This is a genomic window from Chloroflexia bacterium SDU3-3, assembly GCA_009268125.1.
Taxonomy (GTDB): domain Bacteria; phylum Chloroflexota; class Chloroflexia; order Chloroflexales; family Roseiflexaceae; genus SDU3-3.
Genome location: WBOU01000019.1, coordinates 66594 through 87006, shown reverse-complemented (window position 1 = coordinate 87006; position 20413 = coordinate 66594). Strand labels below are relative to the sequence as shown.

Genomic DNA, 20413 nt, shown 5'->3' with positions numbered 1-20413 from the left:
TCTATAATGACCGCGCCACTGGACACGATTTCGTCGCAGGCAAGTTCTATCATCCCTGCCCAAGAACGGCACCAAGCGCGACCAACACGCCTTCGCTTCGGCTGCGCGCAACCCTCACTTTATGACGCCACCGACACTACGACAACCGATCGTTGCAGTATGTGGCGCAGGCAGCTGCGGCCCCGAGCTTGCCGCCGAAGCAGAGAGCGTCGGCATAGCTCTGGCCCAGGCGGGGGTTGCCCTGATCTGCGGCGGCCTGGGCGGCGTGATGGAGGCAGCCTGCCGCGGCGCGCGTGCCGCAGGCGGGGTGACGATCGGCGTGCTGCCGGGGGCAGACCCCAGCGCCGCCAACCGCTTCGTGCAGATCGCGCTGGCCACCAACATGGGCGAGGCCCGCAACGCCCTGATCGTGCAGGCCGCCGCTAGCGTGATCGCTATCGGCGGCGAGTACGGCACGCTCTCGGAGATCGCGCTGGCCCGCAAGCTGGGCAGCCGCGTGGTGGGGCTGCACACCTGGGAACTGGGCGTGGGCCATATCACCGCCGCCGCCACCCCGGCGGAGGCCGTGGTCCTGGCCATCGCCCAAGAATAAGCCGAAACGCGCTCTATCGGCCAGTTGCTCGACGCTGGTTCAGCCAACTCTCATCGCGGTATCATCCTCGGGTGCAGCAAACAGCAAGGGTGGCAACGTTGAGATCTACAGCACCAGCAGCTAACTAGAACATAGGAGAATTCGATGGTCCGACGTGTCTTCCCAGCAGTGATGCTGAGCATCTTGCTTGCGAGCATGGCTGTGTCGCCTGCGACCAGCAGCGCAGCCGCTCGCACGCCAGGAGATGTCCCCGATACGAAAGCGCCCTTCACCTCCCACTACTTCAGCGAAACGCAGCACAACGCGATGAACTCGTTCTACGTGACGTGGAAGAACACGCCGAACGCGCTGTTTGTGCTGGGCTACCCTATCAGCGAGCCATTCATCGAGGAGAGCTTCACCGAGCCAGGCAACTACTACCGCGTCCAGTACTTCGAGCGCGGCGTGCTGGAAGAGCACCCCGAGAACTATGGCACCAACTACTACATCCTGGGCCGCCTGATGGGCAACAAGCTGGTCGAGGGCCGCGAGGGCGAGGCCCCCTTCGTAGCGGTGGGCAACACCAACGACGGCACCTGGGATGACGCCACCGGCCACACGCTGCGCAACGAGCCAGCACCCTTCCGCAGCTTCTGGGAGAAGAACGGCGGCTTGGCGGTGTTCGGTCGGCCCAAGTCCGAGCAGTTCCAGGAGAAGAACGCCGCCACCGGCGAGACCTACTGGGTGCAGTACTTCGAGCGCCAGCGCATGGAGTGGCACCCCGACGAGCCGGATGCCAAGTACCGCGTGCTGCTGGGCCTGCTGGGCAACGAGTACCGCGACGCCCACCACGCCAGCGAAGACGCCTTCAAGCCCGCGCAGCAGGTGGTGACCCAGCCGAGCAGCAGCGGCATGATCTACGGCTTCAACGCCATTCTCTATGGGCAGGGCAGCAGCTGGCAGAACCGCGGCCTGGCGCTGCAGCTGACCAAAGAGGCAGGGGTCGGCTGGCTGCGCCAGCAGATCCGCTGGCAGGATCTGCAGAGCGCGCCCGGCACCGGCTGCTACTCGATCTGCTGGGGCGAGCTTGACCAGATCGTGGCCGACGCCAGCAACGCCGGCGTCAAGCTGCTGTTCAGCGTGGTGAAGGCCCCCACCTGGGCCACCGGCAACGGCCAGAACGGCATGCCCAGCCGCGCCAACTACGGCGAGTTCGCCAACTTCATGGGCAAGATGGCCGAGCGCTACAAGGGCCGCGTGCAGGCCTACGAGATCTGGAACGAGCAGAACCTGGCCTGGGAGAACGGCGGGCGCGTGGCCAGCGCCACCAACTACATGGACATGCTGGTGCAGGCCTCCGAGAAGATCAAGGCCGCCGATCCCGACGCGCTGGTGGTCTCCGGCGGCCCCTCGGCCACCGAGACCAACCGCTCGGACATCGCGATCAGCGACCTGACGTTCTACCGCCAGATGTTCAACGACCCGCGCTTCGAGACCCATGTGGATGTGATCGGCGCGCACCCCGGCGGCGCTTCTAACCCGCCCGACACGCTCTGGCCGGACAACCCCGGCCCCGGCCCGAACTTCGTGACCAGCCGCGAGTTCTACTTCCGCCGCATCGAGGATGTGCGATCTATCCAGGTGTCCGCAGGCCTGGGCGCGAAGCCGGTGTGGATCACCGAGTTCGGCTGGGCCACCAAGAACAACACGCCCGGCTACGAGTACGGCAACCAGATCTCGCAGGAGACTCAGGCCAAGTGGATCGTGCGCGCCTTCGAGATGGGCCGCACCAGCTACCAGCCGTGGCTGCAGGGCATGTTCCTGTGGCAGCTCAACTTCGCACCGAACTGGCGGGCCGAGGGCAACGAGTACCACGAGCAGGCCTCGTTCGGCGTGCTGAATGGCGACTGGACGCCCCGCCCATCCTACTACGCCATCCGCGACATGCAGAAGTAGACCACAGGGCCAGAACGATAGCAGGGGGCAGTCCTAGGCTGCCCCTTGCGCATGCCAGCTTCCCTCTTTCAAAGAACGATCGCACCGCATACAATGCACGTATAGGCCGCCCGCCAGCGGCGGCAGCGCGCCCTGGCAGCGTGGCCAGTGCGCCCGATCGTCATCTTTCTTGCCAAAGGAGCATCCTATGTCTCTGACGGGCCTCCAAAAGACGAGCAGCATCGCTCTCCTTGCGCTCACCATCCCGCTCTTCACCGCGTGCGGCGGCCAGGGCCAGCCCACCGCCACCACCATCCTGCCCACGGTGGCCACGGCCCCCACCGCGCAGGTAGCGCCCACCGCCGACGCCGCCCCCACCGCCGAGGTGGTGCCCACCGCCGAAACCGCCCCCACCGCCGAGGCCCCGGCCAGCGGCGAGCTGGAGTCGGGCTTCCCCATGCGGTTCAAGCACGCGCAGTTCGGCGTGGTCAACCATCTCTACTACACCGACCGCGAGCGCGTGCTGACTCTGGATGGCATCGCTGGCTTCACCTGGGTGCGCCAGCAGGTGGTCTGGCGCGACATCGAGGGGCCGACCGCAGGCAACTACGCCTGGGGCGAGCTCGACCAGATTGTCCCCGACGTGGCCAAGAAGGGCCAGAAGCTGCTGGTCAGCATCGTGCGCTCGCCCGCCTTCTACGAGGCCAGCGGCGGCATGCCCAGCGACCCGAAAACCATGGGCAACTTTGTGGAGGCCATGGCCAAGCGCTACGGCGACCAGATCGCAGCCTACGAGATCTGGAACGAGCCGAACCTCCAGCAGGAGAACGGCGGCACGGTGGTGCCCGATGACGCGGGCAAATATGTCGAGCTGCTGGTCGAGTGCTACAAGCGCATCAAGGCCGTCAGCCCCGCCGCCTTCGTGATCGCCGCGCCGCCCTCATCCACCGGCGTGAACGACCCGACCAAGGCCGTGTCGGACGAGGTGTGGTACCGCACCATGTACAGCTACAAAGATGGCCTGGTGAAGCAGTACTTCGATGCCCAGGGCGTGCACCCCGGCGGCTCGGCCAACCCGCCCGAGACCATGTACCCCAGCGAGCCATACACCGTCGAGGGCTGCCCCGCCGAGCTGGGCAGCTGCTGGACCAACGATGCCACCTTCTACTTCCGCCACGTCGAGAACGTGCGCCGCTTCATGGTAGAGGAGGGCGTGGGCGACCACCAGATCTGGATCACCGAGTACGGCTGGGCCACCAAAAACAGCACACCTGGCTACGAGTTCGGCAGCTTCGTGAGCGAGCAGCAGCAGTCCGACTATATCATCGGCGCGATGAAGCTGATCAACGACAAGTATGTCGACAAGGATGGCAAGCCGTGGGTCGGCGCGGCCTTCCTGTGGAACATGAACTACGCCGTGCTCTGGCAGCAGCAGAACGACCCGCTTCACGAGCAGGCCTCGTTCGGCATCCTGAACGGCGACTACAGCCCGCGCCTGGCCTTCACGGCCATCCAGGGCTACCTGAGCCAGATCAAGCAGGAGCGCGCGCAGCAGTAGCCCGCGCCCCACAGCCCAGGCAGAAACACACAGCCCAGGCGCGATGCCTGGGCTGTGTCTATAGTGGGCACTGGTATGGCTACTTTTGGCCCTTGCCGCCGCGGCGGATGTGGATCTCCTCGGTCGCGCGGCGCGGCTCGGCCTTGCGCTCGTCGCTGATATAGGGCAGCAGCACCAGGGTCAGGGTGAGCATGATCACCAGGAACAGGCCAGGAAGGGATGCCAGCACAATCATGATCCTCCGTTCTCTATGATACGGCATCGTGATGCACTGGGTATAGTAGCCACCAGGGTGGCGACGCGCAATGACAGCGGCCTGAGAGCCCGCTGAGAGCATGCAAAAGGCCGGGCGCGTGCGCCCGGCCCTAGCCTACGCTAGCCGCAACCTAGTGCAGCACATCGCGGACAATCTGCTCCAGCCGGTCGAGCGGGAAAGGCTTGGGGAGATAGTGGTCGACGCGGTGCTCGCGGGCGCGCTTCTCAAGCTCGGGCGTGGCGTAGGCCGTGATCAGCACCACGCGGGTGCTGGGCGAGGCCTCTTTCACCGCCGAGGTGAGCTGCAGACCATTCATACCCGGCATATTGTAGTCGGTGATCAGCAGAGGGACGGGCCGCAGCGCGATCTGCGCAAGCGCCTCCGCGCCACCATTCACCGTGACGATATCGTAGCCGCCGGTGAGATCGCGCATGAGCCGGTGCAGGATGATCAGGATGTCTGGCTCATCCTCGACAAGAATAATAGCCGGATTACGTGCGGACTGATCGGACATACATCGCTCCTCTGCAGTGCTGGCCGATATGAGGGGCAAGCATTATCGGTCTCAGCCAATTCTAGCACATTGCCTTCTAATGGGCAACACAGCGACAGGCGGGCAGCGCGGGAGGCAGCAAGCGCGCTGTTCCCGACGGGGGAGTTTGAACACGATATGGCTGCAAAAGTTTATATCTGTAGTATTTTGTTAATACTCTTGCAATCAATCGGCTAATCGCACCAAGTATACAGCGGCCAAACAGCATTTGTTGCTCAAAATAGATACAAAATGCGATCTACTAGGAAAAAAAAGCTACTAATAGCGGCCTCATTGATGCAATAGCGCTCGGGCTGCTGTGTTGCAAGAAAAAGAGTTCGCGGTATAGTATAGGAAACGATAAATCATAATAGCATACGTTCTACGAGCAGGAGGCTCACCGGTTATGACAACAGACGCAGCGGAGCTGCAGCGCATCTTCACCAGCGCAAGCCTTGGCATGGCGGCCTACCGCAGCTGGGCGCTGCAGGCCCGACGCGAGCGCAGGATCAATATCGCCAGGCTGCTGGAGGCGCTCGGCGCGGTGAAGATGGTGCGGGCCGAGGTGGCCTTCCGCGACCTCGGCGAGATGGGCGTGACCACTCGCAACGTGGAGTGCGCGCTCGGCGGCCTGGAGCCAGAGGCCATCGCCACCGGCCCGGTAACCGCCACCAGCCCCATCGCGCGCGATCTGCTCAAGCGCGCCAAGCACGCCCTGGCCGAGAACCGCGACCTGCGCGCCGATGAGATCGGCGACCTGTTCGTGTGCACCAGCTGCGGCAACCTGCAGGAGAGCAAGGTGGCCACCACCTGCCCGGTGTGCGGCACCGTGGCCGAGGCCCACAAGGCCTTCCGCGCCATCGAGTCGATGGGCACGCTCGGCCCCCACGGAATCATGCACTTTCTTGAGCACGGCGAGGAGGCCATCCGCAAGCTGGCCCAGGGCATCGACGAAACGCTGCTGGAGACGCCGATCACCCCGCGCGATATCTCGTTCAAGGAGCTAGTGGGCCACCTGGCCGATATGGATGCGGTGTTCCGCGAGCGCGCCTGGCTAATATTGGAGACCAACCAGCCCGAGCTGCCGCCTGCCCACCCGCCCCGGCTCGACGCCGCCGTGCTCTACCGCAGCTACCCGCTGGCCGAGATTTTGGAGCGCTACCACGCCAGCCGCAAGCAGACGCTGAGCCTGCTGCGCGGCCTGACCAGCGCCGCATGGCACCGCACCGGCCACCACGAGATGTACGGCGATATCGACCTGCTGCACCAGGGCAACTGGGTGGTGAACCACGAGCGCGGCCACCTGGTGGAGCTGGCCCAGATGCGCCACGACCTGCTCACATCCATCCCGCACGAGCCAGAGGCCGAGCTCAACACCCCCGTGGTGGATGAGATCAACGAGGGGGAGTAGCGCCACACGGCCAGCCATGCCACCTTCACGCAAAACCCCATACGACCTTGAGGAGATCACTCCCAACCACTTTCTGGTGCACAACGACAACGCCTACAGCGTGCTGCGCGGCGAGGGCGAGCGGCGCGGCAAGATCTTCGAGCTGACCAGCTGGCGGCGCGAGGGCCTGCTGGCGCGGCTGGCCCTACGCACCTATGTGGTGCTCACGCTCGAAGGGCGCATGGAGCGGCTGCCCCAGCTGCCCGCCGCGCCCGCCCTGGGCGAGCTGGGCTGGCGGCCCACCGCCAGCGCCAGCGAGCGCTACAGTGTGTTCGACCCCGCCGCCCGCGCGTGGGTCGCCATCGAGCCAGTGCAGCGCGATGGCGGCGCTGCACTGGCCCTGCGCGAGGGCACGATCCTGCGGCGGCGCAAGGGCCGAGGTGCCGCCGAGTACTTCCGCTGCTTCATGGAGCGCGGCGGAACCATCGGCATCCGCCCGCTGGATGAGAACTCGGCGCTGCTGGCCAGCTACGCCCAAGCCGCGCCCATCCCGCTGGTGGCGCGGCGCACAGCCGAGGGCTACCACGTGGCCAAAATCACCCTGCCCGGCTCCTACCGCGATTTCCTGGCCCGCCTGGGCAGCGAGGTGCCCGATGGCTGGCTGGTGGAGGAGGCGGGCTGGCCCTACGCCCAGCGCATGTTCAACCGCATCGGCGTGCAGCTCACGCTGGACGAGGCGGGCTAGCACGGCGCGAAGCCAAAGCGGCGGCCTCATGCTTGGGCATGGGGCCGCCGCTTTGTGCTGCCGTGGGCTGCTGCCAGAGTCTATGTGCGCCACGGAATCTATAGGCTGGGACAAACGGACAACGCCGGAAGATCGTCTCTATTCACCCCAACGCTGCACTGTCCCTACCCGATAGGGAGCCATGCGCTGCATCCTCTCAGAATTTCCCCCTTCGCGCCCTCGTGTCTTTGCAGTAAAACAGCCCGCTTGGAGTCTTGGTGGTAAAACGTTTTGCCGATCGAAAACACCTAGGCCGTGGGGCCGCTACTGCTGCTGCTGGTCATCTAGGGCCACATCGAAGATCAGCGCGTCGATCAAGTTTTCAACCGGCGCTTTGTCGTCGGTGAAGGCGGCGAAGCGCGCGTCGGCGGGCAGAAACTCGTGGGGTGGCGCGAACAGCCGCTTGGGGTCGCCGGGGCCGTCTATCGCCCAGCCGATCACGGCCTGCAGCGCGGGGATGCCCACCGTGACCCTGCTCTTGGCGAAGTTGGCCACGCCGTCGCCCACCGGGCTGTTCACGCCCACCAGGATCTGGTTGCCGCCATCGTAGGTGTCGAGCACGAACACCTGCGGGAAAACCTGCAGCATGGTGGTGGCCAGGGCGTTGCCCAGCCGATCGTCGCCGGTGGGCGACTTGCCCGCGTTCACCACGGCCACGCCCTGCGCGCTCAGGTGCGCCCGCACGCTGCGGAAGAACTCGACGGTGGTGAGGTGGAAGGGGATGTAGGGCTGGTGGTAGGCATCCATGCCGATGATGTCGTAGCTGCCCGCCTGGGTCTCCAGCCAGTAGCGGGCGTCCTCGGTGTGCACGCGGTAGTTGGGGTGCTTGGCGCTGCCGTCATCCATCCCGAAGTAGGCCCGGCCATTGGCCACGATCCGCGGGTCGATCTCCACCGCATCGACCTTGGCGCTATCGCCGTAGATGGCCAGAAACTGCTTGGGGATCGAGCCGCTGGCCGAGCCGAGCATCAGCATGCTGCCCACCGAGGATGGCGCGCGGTCGGGGTAGAAATAGGGCGCGACAGTGAAATAGTCCCACGGCCCACCGCCGGTGAGCAGATCCAGCGGGTCGCCGCTCTGCTCGTAGCGCAGGTTGTAGATCGAGTGGACCGCCTGGCCCTCGTTCAGCACCAGGTTGACCGACTCGGTGGGCTGGCCGGTGACGGTGTGGCGCTGGCGGGTGATAATCTGGATGTAGTTGTACTGCGACTCCTCCTCGTGGGCCAGGGTGCAGCGCTCGCAGTCGGCGGTCTTGATCACGCCATGGGCGGCGGTGGTGTAGCCCGCCAGCAGCGCCACCACCACCAGCATGCCCAGGTAGCGCCAGTCGCGCAGGCCGATAATGCCGATGATGATCAGGAACACCGCAAACAGATAGGTGGTGCGCGCCGTGCCCACGCTAGGAATCAGCACCAGCACGGTGAGGAAGTTGCCCAGGATCGAGCCGAGCGTGGAGAGCGACGAGAGCGAGCCAGCTGTCTTGCCCGCGCCCTCGATGCCCTGCTGCACACGCTTGAGCTGCACGCGCACCGCGAACGGGCTGACCATAGCCATGAGCGTGACGGGGATGGCGAACAGCAGCAGCACGCCCACCAGCGCGCCCAAGAAGCTGCCCACCGCCAGCGCCTCCAGCGCCTGCTGCGAGATGTGCAGGATGGGGTAGGAGAGGATGGGGATGAAGCCGGTGGCGAAACCCGCCCAGCAGATGATCTGGTAGAGCACCTGCTCGTCGGGGCGGCGGTCGGCCAGCGCGCCGCCCAGGCGGTAGCCCAGCGCCAGGTAGACCAGGGTCATGCCGATGACCACGGCCCAGATCGGCTGCGAGGTGCCGAAGTAGGGCGCGAGCAGCCGCGAGGCCACCATCTCCACCCCCAGGGTGCCGATGCCGGCCAAGAAGACCACAAGCAGAACAAACCAGCTGGAGCGTATCACCGGGTCGCGCCGCGCGGGGGGCGCGGTGCCTTCGTGCTGTGCCATGGGGAGAAGCCTTTTCGCTCTTGGGTTGGCGGGTGGGCGGGGCTTGATAGCCCCGCCCAGTTCGCCCAAGAGTATACCCCAAAAAGATCTGCCTGCGGCGCGGCCACGCGGGCCGTACGCCACAGGCAGATCGGGCCGCGCCTGCGCTAGCGGGCGAAGGCCACCACCAGCTGCGAGATCGCCACCAGCAGCATCATGGCGATCATGGGCGAGAAGTCGAACATAGACACCGGCGGCAGGATACTGCGGATGGGAGCCAGGATCGGCTCGGTGATCTCGCGCAGGATCTGCGATATTTTCATGTTGCCCATCGGGTCAACCCACGAGAGCAGCATCCGGCCAAAGATCGCTAGCGAGAGCACCTCAAGCAGGAGCTGGATAAATGTTACAAAATAGGAAGACATAGCGTGTGCGCCGCCTCCTCACGCAGCTTAGAAGGTTCAGTATTGATCCCATTATACCAAATCAAGACGATGCGGGCGGGGCAAGTGTTGCAGCGAGCAGTATGCGCGGGCGATAATCGTGCGAATTTTTCGTTATAATATAATCTATCTAAGTTTACGTTATCCTATCTACACATATACTCTCATTTTCAAACAAAAGCATGTATTTTTTGATAAAAATATATTTCGGCAAGAAAGATATACTGTGTCGTAAGATGACGGGCGTGTGGGCTTCGCTTGCACGTCGGGCCGACCATGGTGCGCCTTCGTCAAGTGAGTGGATGCCCTACGCAGGCAGCGCCTAGGAGCTAGCCCCTAGGAACCCCACCAGGGGGCATCGCCCTTACATGGTGTCACTTTTTATGGTTTTCTGAGGCGTTGTTGACGAAACGGCGCGTTGCGGTTGATTGAGCTAGGGTGCGCCTTCGTCGATAGTGGGTGTGTTTGGATGGTGGTGCAGGCCCTGTGCGGGCGGCACCAAGGGCTCCGCGCCCTTGGAACCCCGCCAGGGGCATCGCCCCTTGGAACCCCAATTTGTAGCGTTCCAATGCCATTTTCCTGGCAGCTCGTGTTCGTGCATATGGCCAGCTGGCATGCGCGGCACCTTCGCCGCATGGGCCAGGTGGGATGGGGCTGCTGGTGATGATCACCATTGCCGACATCGACTCCAGCCTCATTCCCACAATGCCCTGCCAAGACGATGGGGCGGGCACAAGACCCGCCCCATCGTCAATAATTGCATCGCGCGCCCGCCGCAGGCATCGAAAGCCCTACAATCTGGGCATTGATGCTCTATCCAATTTCGGCCCCTATCCTAGATCAGGCAGAATGGCGTGAAGAAAGGCAGAATGGCGCGAAGCGGTGACTCAACGCCGCGAAGCGGTGACTCAACGCCGCGAAGCGGTGGCTGAATGGCGTGAAGTGGTGGCTGAATGGCGTGAAGTGGTGGCCGAATGGCGCGAAGTGGTGGCCGAATGGCGCGAAGCGGTGGCTGAATGGCGCGAAGCGGTGACTCAAGGCCACGAAGCGGTGACTCAAGGCCACGAAGCGGTGGCTGAATGGCGCGAAGTGGTGACTCAAGGCCGCGAAGCGGTGACTCAAGGCCGCGAAGCGGTGGCTGAATGGCGCGAAGGGCTGGCAGCAGCGGGGCGCTGGGCTTTACCCCCAGCGCCCCATAGTGCTACTCGCCCAGGCGCTGGCGCACCGCCGACTCGTGGGCGGTCAGGCCCTCGGCGCGGGCTAGGCGGGCGGCGGCGGGGCCGATGCGAGCCAGCGCGGCCTCGTTCAGGCCCACTAGCGAGATGACCTTGCGGAAGTCGTCCACGTTCACCGGCGAGGCGTAGCGGGCTGTGCCGCCAGTGGGCATGATGTGCGAGGGGCCAGCCACATAGTCGCCCAGCACCTCGAACGAGCGCTCGCCCAGGAAGATGCCCCCGGCGTTGCGCACCTTGCCCACGTGCTGCCACGGCTCATCCACCAGCAGGCAGAGGTGCTCGGGCGCGTAGGCGTTGGCCAGCGCGAAGGCCGCATCTAGGTCGGGCACGACCACCGCCCCGCCGCGCGCCGCGATGGACTGGGCGGCGATCTCGGCGCGCGAGAGCTGCTCCAGCTGGCGGGACACCTCGGCCTGCACCGCCTCGGCCAGGGCGCGGCTGGGCGTGAGCAGGATGGCCGAGGCCACCAGGTCGTGCTCGGCCTGGGCCAGCAGGTCGGCGGCGGCCAGGCGCGGGTCGGCATTCGCATCCGCGATCACCATGGTCTCGGTCGGGCCGGGCAGGGCCTCGATGCCGACCACGCCGTAGACCTGGCGCTTGGCCAGCACCACAAACAGGTTGCCGGGGCCAGCGATCTTATCGACCTGGGGCACGCTCTCGCTGCCGTAGGCCATGGCCGCGATGGCCTGCGCCCCGCCGATAGCAAACACCCGATCGACTCCGGCCACCAACGCGGCGGCCAGCACGATATCGGCCACGGTGCCGGTGGCGCGCTGGGGCGGCGAGCAGACCACGATCTCATCCACCCCGGCCACGCGGGCAGGGATGGCCGCCATCAGCAGCGAGGATGGCAGGGGCGCGCTGCCGCCGGGGGCGTAGAGGCCCACGCGCTGCAGCGGCACCACGATCTGGCCCAGCGCACCCTCGGCGGAGAAATCGACCCACGAGTTGCGGGCCTGGCGCTTGTGGAAGCGCTCGATCTGCTCGGCAGACAGCCGCAGCGCATCTAGCAGATCGGGGTCGAGCCGGGCCGCCGCCGCCTCGATCTCGGCGCGGGGCACCTCCAGCGCGCCGCCGCCGAAGCCATCCAGCTTGGCGCTCCACTCGCGGATGGCCGCATCGCCGCGCCCGCGCACATCGGCCACGATCCGCCGCACCGCCTCATCGGGCGAGATGCGCTCGCCAAACAGGCGCTCATTGGCATCCAGCATGGATGGCGGCACCACCACCTCATCCAGCGACACGCGGCGCAGCACGGTGCGCTGGGCCTCGGCCACATCATCAAAAATCGGCAGGGTCATCGCTTGTTTCTCCCCAAGGCTAGGCCAGATCGAGCGCACGCAGCAGGCGCTGGTACTCATCGCTGTGGGCCGTAAACACATACTGGGCCGTCGTCACGGTGATGCCATCGCCGCCGAGCGTGCGCAGGTGCTCGATGGCCGAGAGCACCTGCTCCTGGCGCACCACGATGGTGACGGTGTGCCACTCGAACGACGCGCCGTCGGGCGTCCACACCGGGGCCACGGTCGGCCCCTGCATGCCAGCCAGATCGCGCTTCTGCGCGACCTTGCGGCCCACCTCCTCGGCGGATGCGCCGGGCACGTTGGCCACCACCTGCACGAACTGCCGCCCGCGCTGGCGGGCCTCCACCAGCTCCAGCACAGTGCGCACCGCCGCCAGCTTCTGGGCGTCGGCGCGCAGGGTGGCGCGGTTGGCCACCAGGCAGGCCTGCGAGCGCAGCAGCTGGCCGCCCACGATTTTTAGCTGGTTGTCGCGCAGGGTGGTGCCGGTCTCGGTGATGTCGGCGATGATGTCGGCGTAGCCCAGGCCGGGGGCGGCCTCGGTCGCGCCCTGCGAGTCGATCAGGCGGAAGAAGTTGATACCGTGGGCGTAGCAGAAGGCGCGCACCTGGTTGGGGTACTTGGTGGCGATCCGCAGCGGGCGACCCTGGCCCTGCAGCTCCACCGAGAGATCGGCCAGATCGCGCCAGCTGCTCACGTCGATCCACGAGTCGGGCACGGCGATCACCAGCTCGGCGCGGCCAAAGCCTAGGTCGTCGTAGATCACCAGCAGGTCGTCGCGGTCGCCGCGCTGCTCCTCGACCAGATCCAGGCCGGTGATGCCCAGGTCGATCTCGCCATCGGCCACCTTCTCCACGATGTCGGCGGGGCGGTGCAGCAGCACATCGGCCTGGGGCAGCGTGCGGATGCCCGCCGTGTAGCGGCGCGGGTTGGGGCGCGAGACCTTGAGATTGCAGCTTTCAAGAAAGGCCGCCGAGCCATCGTACATGGGGCCTTTGGAAGGGAGGGCAAATCGTAGATTCATATCGCATTCACCGTATTCATTGAGTGGTTACTCGGCACTCGGCCTTGTGCGATCGGCCCACCAGGCCTGGGCCGCCTCCTCCCACGAGCCGCGGAAGTAGGTCTCGACGTAGCGCTGGTAGACGCGGCGGCGGCGGGCGTACAGCTCGCGGATGCTGGCGTGGCTGTGGTTTTCGAGCAGGGCGCGCACCGCGCCCACCAGGCTCTCGGTGGCCAGCACCAGCGCCGACTCGCCCTGCGAGGGGGTGGCAGCGCGCGGGTCGTTGCCCAACACGCCGGTGATGGCCGGGGGCAGCGGCCCCTCGCCCAGCGCGGCCACATCCACCAGGCGCGGGCGGATGGCCAGCATCTGGGCCACCTCCCAGTGGGCGGCGTGGTCGAGCATCTGGTCATCCACCAGCGCCATGGGCGGGATGGCCAGCACCATGATGCCGTAGCGCTCCATCGCGGTCTCGGCGGCATCCATCAGCAGCAGGTCGTGGGCGTGGGCATAGTGGCCGGTGGCCACCACCGCCAGCTGCACGCCCAGCCGCATCAGCTCGGCGAACAGCGCATCCCAGAGCGCCAGCACCACGTGGCTGGGCAGCGAGATCGAGAAGTGGTGGGGCACGGCGGTGATCGGCCACCATGTGGTGGGCAGGATCACCCCGCCGGCGCGGCGCGCCACGCGCTCGCAGATGGCCTCGGCGGTGAAGCCAGCGACGCCGAAGGGCAGGTGCGGCCCGTGCCAGTCGAGCGCGCCCCAGGGCAGGTAGGCCACCGGCGACTCATCCAGAATGCGCTCAAGGGCATTGGGGTGCAGCGCGGCGTAGTATCCCCACGCCGCATCATCGGGGGCAGGTCGATTTCCTCGTGTCATCGGTCCGCCTTTATTGAGAGGGAACTAGGCGACTGGCGGCAGCGCTTCGAGCGCCAGCACCTGCTCGCTGCGGTCGGCGAGGCTGCGCCATACCAGGGTGCCGCTCGCCTCGTGCTCCGGCCCGACGATCGCCAGCGCCAGCGCGCCGCGCCGCGCCGCATCGCGGGCGTTGGTGGCCGCGTTGCGACCGCGCACATCCACCGTGGCCACATAGCCGCGCTGGCGCAGGGCTGCGGCCACGCGCTGGGCATAGGGGAAGCTGGCATCCTCGGCGGGCACCACCACCACCTCGCTCGGCAGCGGCTGCGGCTGGGCCTGCTGGGCAGCTAGGGCCACGCGCTCTAGGCCATAGGCGAAACCCACGGCGGGGGTGGGCTGCCGCCCGCCCAGGGCGGCCACCAGATCGTCGTAGCGCCCGCCGCCGCACAGCTGCACATCGTCGGCGTAGATCTCGAAGATCGCACCGGTGTAGTAGTGCAGGCCGCGCCCCAGGCCAAAGTCGGCCACGATCCGCTCCTCGGGCACACCCGATGCGATCACTAGATCGAGGATGGCGCGCAGGTCGGCCAGGCCGTCGGCGGGCAGGCGGTACTCTTCCAGCAGCGCGGCCAGCTGGGGGATGGCCTCGGACGGCGGGCCGTAGATGTGGGCCATGCGGCCCAGCAGGTCGAGCGCGCGGTCCACGGCGGCGCGCTGATCCTCGCGGCGCAGCTTGCGCACCAGCCGCCGCACGATCTCCTCGGGCGGGCGCGTGCCAAACTGCAGCTTCACGCCGATCGCGCCCAGGGCGTGCAGCAGCAGCGCCTCGGCCTGATCGTCGCTCAGGCCCTCCAGCAGGGCCGCGTCGAAGGGGATGTCCTCGCCGCTGGCACTCTCCTGCTCGAACTGGCCGCGCACCGTATCCACGCCGCGCGCGCGCATGCGCTCCAGGCTCCAGGCCAGCATGCCCTGGGTGCGCTCGGCCAGGCCCAGGCTGGCCAGCACGCTGCGCACCAGGCCGATATGGCCCACGCGCACGGTGTAGCCGACGATGCCGAGGGCATCCAGCCCGGCGCAGGCCAGCGTGATGCACTCGGCATCGGCGCGCGGCGCGGGGCCGCCCACCATCTCCACGCCCACCTGGGTGAACTGGCGGTAGGTGGCGCGCTGGGGGCGCTCGTTGCGGAACACCGGCCCGGCGTAGCGCAGGCGCAGCGGCAGCGGCTGATCCTGCATGCGCGCCACGTAGGAGCGCAGCACCGAGGCCGTCCACTCGGGGCGCAGCGCCAGCTCGCGGCCGTGGAAGCTAAACTCGTAGACCTTGCCCACCAGCTCCTCGCCGAGCTTGCGCAGGTAGAGGTCGCGCTGCTCAAGGATGGGCAGATCGACCGGCTGGTAGCCAGCGCGCGACAGCGCCAGCTCAAGCTTTGCGGCGACAGCGGCCTGGGCAGCATACTCGGCGGGCAGGATGTCGCGCATCCCCCGCACAGCGTCAATTGTTCCGTTCACAACCTTTGGCCCATGAATATGGCTGATTTCGATGCCGCCATTGTACCCGAAAAGCAGATCTGCTATGCTATAGTCTCAAGCTGCTCATTCGGCAAAGAATCGCCGTGGAGGAAACACGATGACGAATACCCGGGTTATCGAGCATCTGCGCCGCGCCGAGATCTTCGGCGGGCTGGATGACCAAGAGCTGATCCAGATCGCCGGGGTCTGCAAGGCGGTCAAGGCGCATACCGACACCACGATCTTCCACGAGGGCGACGAGGGGCACGAGTTCTACATCATCCACGAGGGCAGCGTGCGCGTGCAGATCACCACGCGGCGCGCCGACGGCAGCGTCTCGCCCTCCACCATCAACATGCTCTACGCCGGGCAGTGCTTCGGCGAGCTGGTGCTGCTGAACAACGCCCACCGCTCGGCCACCATCACCGCGTCGGAGCCGACCACGCTGATCGTGCTGGGCGACCAGGATTTCAGCCGCCTGTGCGAGTCGTCGCCGCGCATCGGCTACCTGGTGATGCGCAACCTCGCGCAGGATCTGGCCTTCAAGCTGCGCTCTTCCAACCTGCTGCTGCGCGGCAACATCCGCTGGCAGCGCGGCGAGCTGGGCGGCCACGCCTAGCGCACACCGCAGGCGCACCACCTGGGTGCGCCTGTCGGGGGGGATGGGCGGCCTGGGTGAGGCTAGTCCGCTGGCAGGGCGATAGTGATCATACGATGGGTCATATTTGTCACGCTGCCGCTCACCACCACCTTGCTGCCCGCGCACGAGACCAGGGTCAGCCGCTCCTGGCCCATCGGCAGGATGTACTTCACCTCGCTCGGCTTCACCAGCAGCTGCTTGGCCACCACATAGCGGTGCTTCGTGCCATCCTTGGTGTAGAGCACGATCTCCGCGCCTTTCTTCAGCTCCTTCACGCGGGCGAACGGCGCGCTCAGCTTCGGCGCGTCGCGGAAGCGCAGCACGTGGCCCCACAGCACGATGTTCTCGCCCGCGCCCGGCTTGGCGCTCAGGTTGTACCAGCCCACATCGTGCTTGGGCACGACCGGCACGCGCTTGGCATCCAGCCCCACCGAGAGGATGGAGCGGTCCATGTCGATCTGGTCGATCACGATCCGCACCGGCTCGCCATCCGAGGCGGTGTCGGCGGGCGCGGGCGCGGCGGCGGCGGGCGCGGCGCTGGAGAGAGCAAACATCAGGGCCAGCAGCAAGAGCCAGAGTTTTCGCACGTGGGGTTCCTCCTGGGCGGCAGAAAAGGTCGGTAGGATGCGGCGCAGGGCCGGATCGGGCAAGGGGAGTATACCATAGCGCCGCAGGGGAATGCTACAATGCGCTGGTACTCTGGGGTATGGCCCGCCTGCCGTGCCCGCCTAGCGATTGAGAGCACCGCCCATGGCCGCCAGTTTCAGCTTCGTCTCCGCCGCCAGCTACTCGCTTGAGGACTTCGCCGAGATCTTCACCCGCGCCTTCGAGGGCTACTACTACCCCGGCATCACCACCGCGCCCCTGCTGGCCGAGCGCGCCCGCACCGAGCAGATCGACTTCCACCGCTCGCAGGTGCTGCTAGATGACTACACGCCATGCGCCATGGGCGTGCTGGGGCTGCGCGGCGAGCGTGCCTGGTGCGGCGGGCTGGGGGTCTTCCCCGAGTATCGCGGGCAGGGGCTGGCGCAGCGCGTGGTGAGCGCCCTGATCGATCAGGCGCGGGTGTGCGGGGCCAGGCAGTTCGGGCTGGAGGTGCTGACCCGCAACGAGCGCGCCATCCGCACCTACCAGAGCGCGGGGCTACAGATCGCGCGGCGGCTGCAGATCTTCGAGTGGGCCGAGCGCAGGGCGGGCGAAGACCCAGCCGACTGGCCCGCGGTACCGCTGCTCTATGCCAGCCTGCCCGCCAACGGCGTGACCGAGCTGCCCCCCGCCGCGCTGCTGCCCCACTTCGCGCGGCTGCACACGGTGGCCTCGGCGTGGCAGCGCGATCTGGCCAGCCTGCTGGTGCGCACCGGCACCAGTGGGCTGGTGCTGGGACACCCCCAGCACCCCACCGCCTACCTTATCTACCGCTACCACGGGAACGAGGCCCGCATCCTTGACCTGGCCGCGCTCACCCCTGAGGACGCGCTGCCGCTGCTAGAGGCGCTGCAGAGCCGCTACCCCCACATCGGCAGCGTGAACGAGCCAGCCGAAAGCCCGCTGATCAGCGCCTACCTGCGGCGCGGCTTTGTGGAGACCGACAGCCAATTCGAGATGTCGCTGGCGCTCTAGTCGGCCAGGGCGGGCAGCGTGATGGTGAGGCATGTGCCCGCGCCGCGCTCGCTCTCGGCGCTGATGTCGCCGCCGTGGGCCACCACGATCTGGCGGGCGATCGCCAGCCCCAGGCCGGTGCCGCCCGTGCCGCGCGTGCGCGCCTGGTCGGCCCGCCAGAAGCGCTCGAAGATATGCGCCAGGTCGTCGGGGGCGATGCCCGCGCCGGTGTCGCGCACGCTGATCGCCACGCTGGGCGGCTGGCCCTTGCCCCCGCCGCGCAGCTCGGCGCGCAGCCCCACGCTGCCGCCAGCCGGGGTGTGGCGCAGCGCATTGGCCAGCAGGTTGCCCAGCACCTGCTGCATGCGCTGGGGGTCGATGTCGATCAGCGGCAGGTCGTCCGCCGCCTCATAGGAGAGCGCGATCTGCCGCTCGGCGGCCTGCGCGGCGAACGAGGCGCGCGCCGCCGCCAGCAGATCTGTGGGGTCCATCGGCTCGCGGTAGAGCGGCAGTTGGCCCGCCTCGGCCAAGGCCAGCACGCGCAGATCCTCGATCAGCCGCTCCAGCAGCGCCGTCTCATCCAGCAGCTGGCCGATCTGCTCGGGCGTGGCCTGGTAGATGCCATCCTGCACGCCCTCCAGCCGCCCCTTGATGATCGACAGCGGCGTGCGCAGCTCGTGGGCCACGTCGGCGGTCAGCTGGCGGCGCTGGCGGTCGGCGTCGCTCAGCGAGCGGGCCATGGTGTTGAAGGCGCTGGCCAGATCATCCAGCTCGCGCACCCGCGCCCCGGCCACCTGGGTGTCCAGCTGGCCCCCGGCCACCAGCAGCGCCGCGCTGGTGACGCCGCGCACCGGGCGGGCCAGCCAGCGCGAGAGCAGCACCGCCAGCAGCAGCAGGAAGCCCAGCAGCAGCAGCGCGGCCAGCACAAAGCTGCGGGCCACGGCGCGGAAGGTGGTCTGCGGCTGCAGCAGCTCGCTCTGGTCTTTGCCCATGCGGAAGGCCAGCGTGCCGATCTGCTTGCCCTGCGCCAGGATGGCAATATTGCGGCCCGGGCGACGCCCGCTCACCACCGGCACAATGCTTGAGTCGCCCGCCACAACATTGCCGCTGGTGTCCACGATCACGTAGTCGCCATGTTTCACCACCAGAAACTGATCGATCCGCCCCTCGATGCCATCCCACGATTTGCCGTTCGCCACGTAGAAATCACCCAGCACCTCGCCGTACATCCGCTGGTTCTTGCCGATCTGCTCGCGCACGGCGGCGGGCTGCCACACGCCGCTGGCCGCCAGCGTGACAAAGCCGACCATGCCGCAGATGCCGATCAGGATCACCAGCGCGAACGAGGCCAGCAGGGTCCAGAAAATCGGTGGGCGCATAGGGCTCCTCACTCCGCCACTGGTGAGGCGGCGACATCCTCGGTAAATTTGTAGCCGATCCCGTAGACGGTGAGGATGTAGGTCGGCACCCGTGGGTCTGGCTCGATCTTGCGGCGCAGATTCTTGATATGGGCGTCGATCGTGCGGTCGAAGCCAGCGTAGGCCGTGTCATAGACCAGCTCAATCAGCCGGGTGCGGGTGAACGGGCGGCCTGCCTCACGAGCGAGGATGGCTAGCACATCGAACTCGGTGGCCGTCAGGTCGATGGCAGCACCGCCCCGCCGCACGCTGCGTCGCGGGAAGTCGATCACCAGATCGCCCGCCGTCAGCGCGCCGCTGGCCTGCTCCTCGCCTGCGGTGCGGCGCAGCACCGCGCGCACCCGCGCCACCAGCTCGCGCGGGCTGAACGGCTTCACGATGTAGTCGTCGGCCCCCAGCTCCAGCCCGGCCACGCGGTCGGCCTCGCCCACCCGCGCGGTCAGCATGATCACCGGCAGCGAGCGGGTGGCCGGGTCGGCCCGCAGCGCGCGGATGACATCTAGCCCGTCGATCTCCGGCAGCATCAGGTCTAGCACCATCAGCGCGGGCGACTCGCTGCGGGCCAGGCGCAGCGCCGCAGCGCCGTCGCCCGCCACCAGCACGCGAAACCCGGCCTGCGCCAGGTAGTCGCGGGCGATCGCGGCGATCGCAGGCTCGTCATCCACCACCAGCAGCGTTCGTGTTGCCACGGCACATCTTCCTCTCTACAATCACCCACAATGGCCAGAGAGCAGCGCTCCCTGGCCATCGCTCCTGCATCCATCATAGCACGCGCCTGGCGCTAGAGGTTGCGCGTCTCGTTGGTGTAGGGCGGCTCCTCGCTCGGCGGCGCGGCGGCGGCGGGCGCGGCTGGGGCCACCGGAGCGGCGGCGGGCTGGCGGCGCTTGTTCAGCCACTTCACCACCAGGAAGATCGCCAGCGCCAGCAGGCCGAGCTTGAACAGGGCGGCCAGCATGCCCAGCTTGAACAGGCCAAACCCACCAAATGGCCCACGGCCAAAGAACCCGCCGCCGCGCGGCCCATACTGCTGCGCCTGGAACTGACCCGACTCATCCGGCTGGGCCGGGGCCTGCGGGTGCTGCCAGCCGCGCCCGCCCGGCTGGGCCTGCTGGCCCTGGCCCTGCGGGTTCTTCCAGCCGCGCCCGCCCTGATCATTCTGCTGGAACTGTGCGTGCATGCCGCCCATACGGCCCGCCATCATGCCATGCTGCATGCGCCAGAGGCTAAACTGGCTGCTCAGCGCCACCAGCAGCGCCACCGTGCCGATGGCGATCGCGATCCAGCCAAGTTTCCGTTCCCGCTCCATTGTCGTGCTCCTTGTGATGATTGTTCTGCATTCCGCAAGCGGCGGCTGCCGCTCATATTCATTTCTCGCTTGCCTGTATCATAGAAAAAAACTGTGAAGCACTTATGAAGATCTGCCAT

At 67.0% G+C, this 20413-nt stretch carries 17 protein-coding genes and 1 pseudogene; 7 read left to right on the top strand and 11 right to left on the bottom strand.

The features are described 5' to 3' along the window. Positions 1–121 precede the first annotated feature (121 nt). From F8S13_23735 to F8S13_23725, 3 genes and pseudogenes are all read left to right on the top strand, one after another. Entirely contained in the window at positions 122–592 is a 471-nt protein-coding gene (locus F8S13_23735; GenBank protein KAB8140488.1) for a TIGR00725 family protein, read from the top strand. Between the two features lie 144 nt (positions 593–736). Further along, positions 737–2527 carry a cellulase family glycosylhydrolase gene (locus F8S13_23730; GenBank protein ID KAB8140487.1) on the top strand — a complete coding sequence of 597 codons (1791 nt, stop codon included), beginning with the start codon at positions 737–739 and terminating at the stop codon, positions 2525–2527. Positions 2528–2757: 230 nt separating this feature from the next. Further along, positions 2758–2937: pseudogene (locus F8S13_23725) on the top strand (isocitrate dehydrogenase (NADP(+))). Between the two features lie 1513 nt (positions 2938–4450). On the opposite strand, the gene F8S13_23720 reads toward F8S13_23725, so the two are convergent. After that, positions 4451–4834, bottom strand: coding sequence for a response regulator (locus tag F8S13_23720; GenBank protein KAB8140486.1), 384 nt, complete (start codon positions 4832–4834; stop codon positions 4451–4453). 424 nt (positions 4835–5258) lie between these two features. Between F8S13_23720 and F8S13_23715 the strand changes: the two genes are divergently transcribed. After that, positions 5259–6263 (top strand): DUF664 domain-containing protein, encoded by a 1005-nt coding sequence (locus tag F8S13_23715; protein KAB8140485.1) that lies wholly within the window; start codon positions 5259–5261, stop codon positions 6261–6263. Between the two features lie 16 nt (positions 6264–6279). After that, positions 6280–6987: a hypothetical protein gene (locus F8S13_23710; GenBank protein KAB8140484.1), complete on the top strand. Its 708-nt coding sequence runs from the start codon at positions 6280–6282 to the stop codon at positions 6985–6987. Positions 6988–7290: 303 nt separating this feature from the next. Here F8S13_23710 and F8S13_23705 read toward each other — a convergent pair whose 3' ends face one another. The 6 genes from F8S13_23705 to hisZ form a co-directional block, all read right to left on the bottom strand. After that, entirely contained in the window at positions 7291–9003 is a 1713-nt protein-coding gene (locus F8S13_23705) for a spermidine synthase (GenBank protein KAB8140483.1), read from the bottom strand. A gap of 146 nt (positions 9004–9149) precedes the next feature. Next, complete coding sequence (locus tag F8S13_23700) at positions 9150–9407, bottom strand: YggT family protein (protein ID KAB8140482.1); 258 nt, start codon at positions 9405–9407, stop codon at positions 9150–9152. 1219 nt (positions 9408–10626) lie between these two features. Next, the gene (gene hisD / locus F8S13_23695) at positions 10627–11961 is read right to left on the bottom strand and encodes a histidinol dehydrogenase (GenBank protein ID KAB8140481.1); all 1335 of its coding nucleotides are present in this window, start codon (positions 11959–11961) and stop codon (positions 10627–10629) included. A gap of 19 nt (positions 11962–11980) precedes the next feature. Then, a complete protein-coding gene (gene hisG, locus F8S13_23690) occupies positions 11981–12985 on the bottom strand; it encodes an ATP phosphoribosyltransferase (protein KAB8140480.1) in 1005 nt (334 codons plus the stop codon). Positions 12986–13012: 27 nt separating this feature from the next. Then, the gene (locus F8S13_23685; protein ID KAB8140479.1) at positions 13013–13843 is read right to left on the bottom strand and encodes a creatininase family protein; all 831 of its coding nucleotides are present in this window, start codon (positions 13841–13843) and stop codon (positions 13013–13015) included. A gap of 24 nt (positions 13844–13867) precedes the next feature. Beyond that, on the bottom strand, positions 13868–15331 hold the full coding sequence (hisZ, locus tag F8S13_23680) for an ATP phosphoribosyltransferase regulatory subunit (GenBank protein KAB8140478.1): 1464 nt from the start codon (positions 15329–15331) through the stop codon (positions 13868–13870). A 118-nt stretch (positions 15332–15449) separates the two neighbouring features. On the opposite strand from hisZ, the gene F8S13_23675 reads away from it, so the two are divergent. Beyond that, entirely contained in the window at positions 15450–15950 is a 501-nt protein-coding gene (locus tag F8S13_23675; GenBank protein ID KAB8140477.1) for a cyclic nucleotide-binding domain-containing protein, read from the top strand. A 62-nt stretch (positions 15951–16012) separates the two neighbouring features. Here F8S13_23675 and F8S13_23670 read toward each other — a convergent pair whose 3' ends face one another. Further along, entirely contained in the window at positions 16013–16423 is a 411-nt protein-coding gene (locus tag F8S13_23670) for a class F sortase (protein KAB8140528.1), read from the bottom strand. Between the two features lie 298 nt (positions 16424–16721). Between F8S13_23670 and F8S13_23665 the strand changes: the two genes are divergently transcribed. Further along, positions 16722–17591, top strand: coding sequence for a GNAT family N-acetyltransferase (locus tag F8S13_23665; protein KAB8140476.1), 870 nt, complete (start codon positions 16722–16724; stop codon positions 17589–17591). Here the strand turns inward: F8S13_23665 and F8S13_23660 are convergent. From F8S13_23660 to F8S13_23650, 3 genes are all read right to left on the bottom strand, one after another. After that, entirely contained in the window at positions 17588–18949 is a 1362-nt protein-coding gene (locus tag F8S13_23660; protein KAB8140475.1) for a HAMP domain-containing protein, read from the bottom strand. The genes F8S13_23665 and F8S13_23660 overlap by 4 nt on opposite strands. An 8-nt stretch (positions 18950–18957) precedes the next feature. Continuing rightward, positions 18958–19677, bottom strand: a complete 720-nt coding sequence (locus tag F8S13_23655) for a response regulator transcription factor (protein KAB8140474.1) — start codon at positions 19675–19677, stop codon at positions 18958–18960. Positions 19678–19769: 92 nt separating this feature from the next. Continuing rightward, the gene (locus F8S13_23650) at positions 19770–20294 is read right to left on the bottom strand and encodes a hypothetical protein (protein ID KAB8140473.1); all 525 of its coding nucleotides are present in this window, start codon (positions 20292–20294) and stop codon (positions 19770–19772) included. Between the last annotated feature and the right edge of the window lie 119 nt (positions 20295–20413).